Source organism: Parabacteroides acidifaciens (assembly GCF_003363715.1).
Lineage (GTDB): Bacteria > Bacteroidota > Bacteroidia > Bacteroidales > Tannerellaceae > Parabacteroides > Parabacteroides acidifaciens.
Map to the genome: position 1 here is coordinate 61,424 of NZ_QREV01000007.1, position 314 is coordinate 61,737.

Genomic DNA, 314 nt, shown 5'->3' on the forward strand with positions numbered 1-314 from the left:
AGGCGTTTCCGCCTTTCGGTAATCAAATTGTACGCCTTCCGAGACGGACTGCGCACCTCATTTTTTCTATTGTCATCCGATCAGATTAAAACCGTGAAAAAAGTCAATCCAAAATGGATCAAAATTTCGGACGAAATAGAAAAACGCCCGAAACAGGGGGTTATTGTAATCTTCGGGTTTGCAGGAGGTTCAAAAACTTGACTATCGGGTGAGAGAATATACTGGGGGAACGAAACGCCTATAAACAATTAAAGGCTGTCTCACGACAACCCCTAACCAACTTTGTTAACCTTAAATCTAATACTATTATGAAA

General features: G+C 40.8%; 1 protein-coding gene. It reads left to right on the top strand.

All coding sequences use genetic code 11. The features are described 5' to 3' along the window. The coding region (locus DWU89_RS20845) for a hypothetical protein (protein ID WP_208642451.1) at positions 1–201 on the top strand (201 nt) is incomplete at its 5' end. Positions 202–314 lie beyond the last annotated feature (113 nt).